Here is an 8,625-nt window from a genome sequence, read left to right as displayed (position 1 = left end):
GCCGGCCAACTGTCGAAGGCGGGGCACTGTGGGTTTGCGGGGTGTGAGCCGCATGGGCCCGAGGCATGCCTCGGGCGGGTTGGGCAGGACGCCCAACCCCGGTCTTGCCGTGTGCGCAGGACAGCGCACACGAGCAAGCGGCGACCAAGCCTACATGGGCGTATTTACGGCGTCCCCGCAAACCCACAGTGCCCCGCCACCCCACGGAAAGCCCGCTGTTGCTGTTGCTTCTGCAGGTGCAGGGCTGCAAGCCCTGCAAAAAAACCTTTACCCCCGCGGTCGTGCGCGCGACGGCACCAACGCAAACGTATCCACCGCCAGCTTCTCGGCATGGTTCAACCACGCCCGGATCTCCAGATCATCCACTTCGTGGTCCAACCCGAACGAGACGTTGATCTTGCCGTCCGCATCCGGCTGCACCCACTGCTGGGCCAGCACCACCTTGCGCTGCGACGACACCGCCTCGATCCAGAAACCGCGGTCCGGGCGCTGGCTTGCCACCAGTTCCAGCATGTACTGGCCCGCACGGGTGCGGCGGCCCTTCTGGGTGATCATGTGCGCCTGGCGCACGCTCGGGCGCGGGCCCTGGAACGACTCCAGCGGTGCATCCACCGCGATGCCGCCACGCAGGTCGTCATCGCGGAACAGCTTGATGCCGTTGTCGCGGTTCACCAGCAGCGCGCACCAATCGCCGTCGGCCGAACCATCCTCGAATGCCGTGCAGCGATCCACATAGGCCAGCGTGTTGTCCGGGTCGGCATCGTCGAACTGGCGCGAGGTGTTCTCCAGATACACCGACTTCAGGCCCCAGTCCTTGTCGTACTCCAGCAGCACCGGCGGCTGCACATGCTGCAGGCCGACCACCACCTGGTCATCGCCATCGATCTTCAGTTCGCGGGTCGGCTCGCCCAGCCACAGCGAGCGGGCGAAGGCCAGGTACTGCGGATAATCGCGGCCGCCATCGCGCTGGGTCGCCACGCTGGCACTGGGCGCGCGCTGGGTATCGATCAGCGAACGACCGAAGCCCATCGTCTTCAGCTGCGGGTCCAGCAGGCTGAGCAGGGTCGCACCCGAATCCAGCGTGGTGCCGGCGTCGGCCTTCAGCTGCTGCGGGGAAATGCCATCGCCGAGGAACAGCAGCAGGTTCTCGCGCTTCTGCCTTGTCAGGATGTCCGTGAGGTCGTTGGGCATCGCCAGATGGTCCGAGGCGATCACGATCAGCGTGTCCTTGCCGTAGGGGCTGGCCTGGATGCGCTGCACCAGCTGGGAGATCAGCCGGTCGCTGCACTTCAGCGCGTTGAGCATGTTGATGTTGCCGTACTTGCTTTCATAACGCTGGCCCTTGCACGCCACCGGCAGATGGCCGGCGGGGTGGTGGGTGTCCATGGTCAGCGTGGTCAGCATGAACGGCTCGCCCTTGCGCGAGAGCTGTTCGAAACGCTGGTAGGCGGTGTCCAGCAGCACGTCGTCGTGCACGCCCCACGGCGAGTAATGCACGCGGCCGATCTTCTTCTGCTGCTTGAACCACTCCAGGTCGTGCACTTCATCGAAACCATGGCTGGCCAGGAACTGGCCCTTGCCGGCGAAGCGGCCGCTGGCGCCGCCCAGGTAATGGTTGGTGTAGCCCTGCTGCTTCAGGTAGTCGCCCAGGCACACGGCCTTGGGCAGGAAGCTGCCCATGCGGTCCATGCTGTTTTCATCGCCCTGCGAGGTGGTGAGCGGCACGCCGCACATCGACGACACCAGGCCGGCGATGGTCCAGCCGCTGCCTTCGGCCGAGGCCAGCCCGCGCACGTCCAGCGATTGGCTGGCGAGACGGTTGATGTTGGGCATCAGGCCCGGGAATACGTTTTCGTCCAGATAGGTGCGTTCCAGGCTTTCGCCGTAGATCCAGACGATGTTGCGCGGGCGCTGCAGCGGCTGCGTCGGCACCTGGTACTCCGGCGCGATGCGGGCGAAATCCACCGGGCGCAGCTGCTGGTACAGGCGCTGGCCATCACGTGCCAGCGGGCTGATCATGATCGTGGTGATCCACACCACCGCGAAGCCGGCAAACCATGCGCCACCGTAACCGGGACGGCGCCAGCGCTTCACCCGCGTGGCAAACAGCGGCAGCAGCGAAAGCAGGACGAGCGCGATGTAGCCGGCGATATAGCCCTTGAAGTCAGCGATGCCGGCGCCTTCCATGTCGGCGCCCAGGTGGTAGAGCGTTGCGGCATTCAGGCCATCGCCGGACAGCTTGTCGATCAACCACCACGTGCTGAGGGAGAGCAGCAGCAGCGAGAACGTGCCCGCTTTCCACCACACCCACTTATCGGAGGCGAGGAACAACCAAGCCAACAGCAACAGCGACAGCAGCAGGATCCAGAGCATAAGCGGCTTCGGCAGTGACGGGAGATGGTGATGGACGTCGTACCGACGCGTGTCCATCCGACCAGCGCTGCCTCAAGCACACATGCATGACAGGCTGATGACCCGATAGTGCATGCACGAACCTGACTGAAATGTTTGTTTGTTACATGAGGTGAAATCGCGCGGTTCAAGTAAAACCAGCGTGAAAGCCGCTACGTGATTTCATTAAAAAAACGGCGCGATTTCCCGCTTCTTCAACGATGCCCGCGTTCCTCACGCGCACGTGCACGGCGATCAAACAGCAAGGCGCTGGTCACGATGCCCAGCCCGAGCACGACACCGATCAGCATCAGGAACAGCGCGATGGCCGGGTAACCGAAGACATGCCAGCCGGTTTCCAGCTTCATCATCAACGACGCTGCCATGATGAGCGCTGCACTGATGATGCCGGCCGCCACGCGGTTGGCGATCTTCTGCAGGTTCTCCATCAACCGCGATTCTTCCAGCCCGGTCACCTTCATCTGCAGGCGGTTCTCGGCCAGCAATGCCATGATGTCGGTCAGCTTGCGTGGCCCATCGCGCAGCAGCTGCTGCAGCTCCATCGCCTCGCTGGCCAGGTTGGGCATTGAGAGTGATTTCTTCAGGCGTGCCCGCATCACGTGCTGCAGCTGTCGTTCGACGATGCGGCGGGTGTCCAGTTCCGGTGCCAGCAGCAGGCACACGCTCTCAAGGTTCAGCAGCGCCTTGCCCAGCAGGCTCAGTTCCGGCGGTGTGCGCAGGCCGCAGGCGGTGGCGATGCGCACCATGTCCAGCACCACCTTGCCCTCGGTGAAGCTGCTGCTGGCCGCATAGCGGGCGATCAGCTGCCCGGTCTCACGCAGGTAGCGCTCCTCGTCAAAGGACTCCAGGCGTGTACTGATGCTGATCAGGTCGTCGGCCACCTCCTCGCCCCGGCCATCCACGGCAGCGAACAGTATCTTCAGCATGCGCTCGCGCAGGCGCGGCGGCATGTGCGCGACCATGCCCAGGTCGAAGATCGCGAGGCGGCCATCGGGCGTCACCCGCAGATTGCCGGGATGCGGATCGGCATGGATCTCGCCATGCACGAAGATCTGGTCCAGATAGCCCCGGATCAGCGCGGCAGCTAGCGGATCCATCGGCTGCTCGGTACGGCGCACGGCGGGGATTGCATCGACGCGCACGCCGTTGACCAGTTCCATCGTCAATACGCGCTGGCCGCAGTAATCCCACAGCGGCTGGGGCACCCACAGCCGCTTGAAGGGCGAGAGGTGGCGCCCGAAGCGGGCCAGATTCTCCGCCTCGGTGCGGTAGTCCAGCTCCTGCATCAGCGTCTTGCCGAACTCATTGAGCCAGTCGCGCAGGCGTACCCGGCGGCCAACCTGGGTGAGATGGTCGGCGGCCAGGGCGAAGCTGCGCAGCGCATCAAGATCCGAACGCAGCTGCGCAGCGACCTCCGGCTTCTGCACCTTGACCGCCACCAGTCGGCCGTCGTGCAGGACCGCGCGGTGAACCTGGGCGATCGAGGCGCAGCCCAGCGGCTCTGGGTCGAACGAAGCAAACAGCTTGTTGACCCCGGCGCCCAGTTCCTGCTCGATGACGGCGTGGATGCGCTCGACCGGGATGGGCGCCACATTCTCCTGCATGCGTTCCAGGGCCGTGGCGAACTCGGCCGGGATCATGTCCGGGCGCGTGGAAAGCATCTGCCCCAGCTTGACGAACGTCGGTCCCAGTGCCTCCAGGTCGCTGACGAACTGGTCAGGGTTCCCGTCGGCCGGGATATCGGAGTGGGGGCCTGAGGCTTCCAGGTTCATCCCGGAAAAAACGCCCGAATGGCGGTAGCGCATCAGCAGGCGCAGGATCTGGCTGCGCCGGTTCATGCCCTTGACCAGCGGGGGATTGGCCGTGGTGGCGGACGGATTGCTCAAGCGGAACTCCTCGGGGCGGTGCGCTGCTCTGGTAGCGCCGGGCCATGCCCGGCGGACGTGCCCGGCAGAAGGGCGGACCCTGCCAGTGTCCCTGCTGCGCGGTAGGCACGCAGTGAACCCGCTTCCGCAGCAGGCACCGGATCAGTCAGAATCCGCCCATCCCCTCTTTGGATCCATCATGGCCGGTGCCAGCCTGTTTGCCCTGCTCGACGATATCGCCACCCTGCTCGACGACGTCTCGATCCTCACCAAGGTCGCCGCAAAGAAAACCGCCGGCGTCCTGGGCGACGATCTGGCGCTGAACGCGCAGCAGGTGACCGGCGTCAACGCCAACCGCGAACTGCCGGTGGTGTGGGCGGTGGCCAAGGGTTCGCTGGTGAACAAGGTGATCCTGGTGCCGGCGGCGCTGGCGATCAGCGCGCTGGAAGCCTGGCTGCACAGCCGCGGCTGGAACGTGCCGCTGATCGTGCCGCTGATGATGATCGGCGGCGCCTTCCTGTGTTTTGAAGGCGTGGAGAAGCTGGCGCACCGCTTCCTGCATTCGGCCGATGAGGACACCGAGCACCAGGCCGAGCGGCGCAAGGCGCTGGCCGATGCGCAGGTGGACATGGTGGCGTGGGAAAAAGACAAGGTGAAGGGTGCCATCCGCACCGACTTCATCCTCTCGGCCGAGATCATCGTGTTGACCCTGGGCGTGGTCGCGACCGTGGCCTTCACCCAGCAGCTGCTGACCCTGTCGGTGGTGGCTGTGGCGATGACCGTGTTTGTCTACGGGCTGGTGGCCGGCATCGTGAAGCTGGATGACGTGGGCCTGTACCTGTCGCGCAAGGGCGGGGCGGTGGCCGCGTTTGGTCGTGGCCTGGTTGTGTCCGCGCCGTGGCTGATGAAGTTCCTGTCGGTGGCCGGCACCATCGCCATGTTCCTGGTGGGTGGCGGCATCCTCGTGCACAACGTGCCGGCGCTGCACCACGCGGTGCAGGGCTTCGGTGGCGAAGGGCAGTGGGGCTGGCTGATCAGTGCCGCAGCGAACATGGTGGTCGGCATCGTTGCCGGTGCGATCGTGCTGGCCGCGGTGACCGGCATCCAGAAGCTGCGCGGGAAGCTGTAGAGCCGAGCCCATGCTCGGCTGCATTGAAGGGCGTGGCGACCAACGGTCGGCACCCACCAACCGCCGCCGCCGGGCCATGCCCGGCGGAGCGGATTACACTGGCTGCACCCGGTTCTTGCCTTGGCGCTTGGCCACGTACAGCGCCTCATCGGCGCGTCGCAGCAGTGCCTCGGCATCATCGCCGGGCTGCCACTGCGCCAGGCCGGCGCTGAAGTGCACCGGTACGCGCTTGTCCTGCACGGTCAGCACGCGATGGGCCAGTGAGCGCTGCAGGCGCTGCACGGTCGCCATGCTGTCGGCGGCCTGGGTTTCCGGCAGCACCAGCACGAACTCGTCACCGCCGAGGCGGGCGACGCCATCGGTGGCGCGCAGCAGCAGCCGGCAGGTCGACACCAGGTGCTGCAGCAGCGCGTCGCCACCGGCATGGCCGTGGGCATCGTTGGTCTGGTGGAAGTCATCCAGGTCGATCACCGCCAGGCCCAACGGCGTGTTGTTGCGCGCCGCGCGGGCCATTTCCCGCTGCAGCATCTCATCCAGGCCGCGGCGGTTGAGGGCCTGGGTCAGCGGATCGATGCGGGCCAGGTCGCCGGCCTCGCGCAGTTCCTGTTCCAGTTCGCTGATGCGCCGCTCGGCGCGTTCCACTTCCTGCCGCGCGCTGGCCAGGTGGTCGCGCGCCTGTGCGGCCTGCTGCTGCACCTTGCCGGTGTCATGCATCACGTCCTGCAGCAGCTGGTTGAGGTCGGCGATGCTGCGTGCCTCGCGCAGCTGCAGGGCATAGGTACCGATGCGGTCGTGGTATTCCCCGGTGCTGGCGGCCATGCCGTCCATCCGCTCGATGAACTCGCCCATCAGGCCCCGCATCGCCGCCTTGGAATCGTCGATGCCCTGACGCAGCAGCCCCTGCTTGTAGATCACCTCGCGCAGCTCGGCGCGCGTGCGCTCGACCGACTCCGCTTCCAGCGGGCCGGCCAGCAGCTGGCGTACCGCGGCGATCTGGCCCTGCAGCCAGCTGCGGTCATCCAGCAGCTCGCTGACGTTCTCCAGCAGCAGCGCAAACAGCTCCAGCAACAAGGCCTGCTGTTCCTGCCAGCTTTCCGCACGCACGCCCACCTGGTGGCCCAGCTCGCGCACGCCCTGTTCGATGGGCTCCAGCGGTGCACCGGGCTGCCATTGCCGCAGCTTGCCGGCCAGCGCCTGGGCCTGCTCGCGCAGGTCCGGGTCGTGCAGCAGCAGCGACACCACCGCGCCACCCAGCAGCAGGCGCAGCTGTTCGGACAGGCGCAGGCTGTCGGGCTGGCCATCGGGTGAGTGCTGCTCGATGGTGCGGATGTATTTGTCGATCAGCTGCCGCATCGCCCGGCCGTAGCGCGGCCAGTCGGCGCTGGCCTGGGCCGACTGCAGGCGGTCACCCATGTCGCCCAGCTCGCCGGGCAGGGTCGCCATGCCATTGGCGAAGGCGGCCAGCAGCGGCTCGGGCGCATCGGCGCCGGCGAACAGCTGCTGCAGCGCCACGGCCGTGCCGCCCCGCAGGACCACGCGGTCACCGCGGCCATCGTCGGACACCGCACGCACGTGCGCCGGCGGTCCCAGGGCGGTACCGGGGGCAGGGCGGTGGTCGGGCTGGTCCGTCATGGCAAAAAATCCTGGGGCTGGCAGGGACTGGTGACAGCATATCGGCGCGGCCGCCGACGGCTTGAACGGCTACGATGGACGACAGGATGCCGTAGGGGAGGTGGGTATGCGCGTGATGTTGCTGGGGGCGACCGGCTTGGTCGGCGGGCTGGCCCTGCCGAGGCTGCTGGATGACCCGCTGTGCCGCGCGGTGGTGGCCCCGACCCGGCGCCCGCTGGGCCTGAGCCATCCGAAACTGCATGCCCCGGTGCTGCAGTTCGACGCTCTGCCCGATGCACCGGACTGGGCGCAGGTGGATGCGGTGATCTGCGCGCTGGGCAGCACGATGGCCCAGGCGGGCAGCCGCGAGGCCTTCCATCGCATCGACCACGATTACCCGCTGGCCTTCGCCCGCCTGGCCCGTACCCAGGGTGCGCGCGCCTTCGTGCTGAACTCCGCCGCCGGCGCCGAGGCGGGCTCGGCCATCTTCTACAACCGGGTGAAAGGCGAGCTGGAGCGCGACCTGCGCGCACTCGGCTTTGCCTCGCTCACCCTGGTGCGGCCGGGCCTGATCGGGGGCCAGCGGCAGCAGGTGCGTCGCGGCGAGCACTTTGCCCTGCAGGTGCTGGGTGTGCTCGGGCCGGTGCTGCCGCGGGCCTGGCGGATCAATCCGGCCAGCCGCATTGCCAGGGCGCTGGTGGATGCCGCACTGGCCCCGCCGCCGGGCGAGCACGTGGTGGCGTCCAGCGCGCTGGCCGGCTGATGTCGCGTGCGCTGCGCCTGACCCAGCTGCTGCAGCTGCTGCGCCGGCACCGCCGGCCGGTGGTCGGGCACGCCCTGGCCGAAGCACTGGGCATCAGCCTGCGCACGCTGTACCGCGATATCGAGACCCTGCGCGCGCAGGGCGCGGATCTGCGCGGCGAAGCCGGCGTGGGTTACCAGTTGATACCCGGCGACGTGCTGCCACCGATGACCCTGCCGCCGGCCGAGATCGATGCGCTGGTGCTGGGGCTGCGCTGGGTGGCCGCGCGCACCGAGCCGGCGTTGGCCGATGCAGCCCGTGATGCCCTGGCACGCATCGCCCATGTACTGCCCGCCGCACGCCGTGACGCACTGCGCGACAGCGGCCTGCGCATTGGTCCCTCGAAGCCCGGAGCGACGGTGCCGGCGGCGCGCCTGCAGGCGGTGCGCGAAGCGGTGGGTGCGCAGCAGCGGCTGAAGTTTGCCTATGAGGATGCGCAGGGGCAGCGCAGCGAGCGCGTGGTCTGGCCGTTCGCGCTGGGCTACTTCGATGAGGTGGTGGTGCTGGCGGCATGGTGCGAGGGCCGCGAGGATTTCCGCCATTTCCGCCTGGACCGCATCCGGCGGGTGCGCACGCTGGAAGATCGCTACCTGGTACCGCGCGGCACGTTGCTGCGCCGCTGGCAGAAAGTGCAGGGCATCGCCCCGGATTGGCTGGACCTTTCTTCTTCGTAGAGTCGAGCTTGCTCGACTGTTCTTGATCTTCGCCAACAGCAGTCGAGCAAGCTCGACTCTACCAGGGCAGAAGCGCAGGCCAGCGCCGCCAACGCTGCTGACAGGATCTGTCAGCAGGCCCGCGCCACCATG

6 protein-coding genes are annotated in these 8,625 nt (G+C 67.3%); 3 read left to right on the top strand and 3 right to left on the bottom strand.

Translation table 11 applies throughout. From position 1 onward, the window contains the following. Positions 1–267 precede the first annotated feature (267 nt). Together FJU31_RS18165 and FJU31_RS18160 are read right to left on the bottom strand one after the other, a co-directional pair. The gene (locus tag FJU31_RS18165) at positions 268–2,373 is read right to left on the bottom strand and encodes a phosphoglycerol transferase I (RefSeq protein ID WP_150455980.1); all 2,106 of its coding nucleotides are present in this window, start codon (positions 2,371–2,373) and stop codon (positions 268–270) included. Between the two features lie 233 nt (positions 2,374–2,606). Continuing rightward, on the bottom strand, positions 2,607–4,250 hold the full coding sequence (locus FJU31_RS18160; protein ID WP_150455982.1) for an ABC1 kinase family protein: 1,644 nt from the start codon (positions 4,248–4,250) through the stop codon (positions 2,607–2,609). Positions 4,251–4,476: 226 nt separating this feature from the next. Between FJU31_RS18160 and FJU31_RS18155 the strand changes: the two genes are divergently transcribed. After that, a complete protein-coding gene (locus FJU31_RS18155) occupies positions 4,477–5,406 on the top strand; it encodes a DUF808 domain-containing protein (RefSeq protein ID WP_150455979.1) in 930 nt (309 codons plus the stop codon). A 93-nt stretch (positions 5,407–5,499) separates the two neighbouring features. On the opposite strand, the gene FJU31_RS18150 is transcribed toward FJU31_RS18155, so the two are convergent. Further along, positions 5,500–7,038 carry a GGDEF domain-containing protein gene (locus FJU31_RS18150; RefSeq protein ID WP_150455978.1) on the bottom strand — a complete coding sequence of 513 codons (1,539 nt, stop codon included), beginning with the start codon at positions 7,036–7,038 and terminating at the stop codon, positions 5,500–5,502. Positions 7,039–7,144: 106 nt separating this feature from the next. Here FJU31_RS18150 and FJU31_RS18145 point away from each other — a divergent pair, with 106 nt between their 5' ends. Then, positions 7,145–7,780: an NAD-dependent epimerase/dehydratase family protein gene (locus FJU31_RS18145; protein ID WP_150455977.1), complete on the top strand. Its 636-nt coding sequence runs from the start codon at positions 7,145–7,147 to the stop codon at positions 7,778–7,780. Then, on the top strand, positions 7,780–8,493 hold the full coding sequence (locus FJU31_RS18140) for a helix-turn-helix transcriptional regulator (protein WP_150455976.1): 714 nt from the start codon (positions 7,780–7,782) through the stop codon (positions 8,491–8,493). The genes FJU31_RS18145 and FJU31_RS18140 overlap by 1 nt, the downstream gene beginning before the upstream one ends. Positions 8,494–8,625 lie beyond the last annotated feature (132 nt).

This window comes from Stenotrophomonas cyclobalanopsidis (assembly GCF_008710035.1).
Classification (GTDB): domain Bacteria; phylum Pseudomonadota; class Gammaproteobacteria; order Xanthomonadales; family Xanthomonadaceae; genus Stenotrophomonas; species Stenotrophomonas cyclobalanopsidis.
The sequence above is the reverse complement of the archived record's forward strand: the minus strand, read 5'-3'. Positions and strand labels throughout refer to the sequence as shown.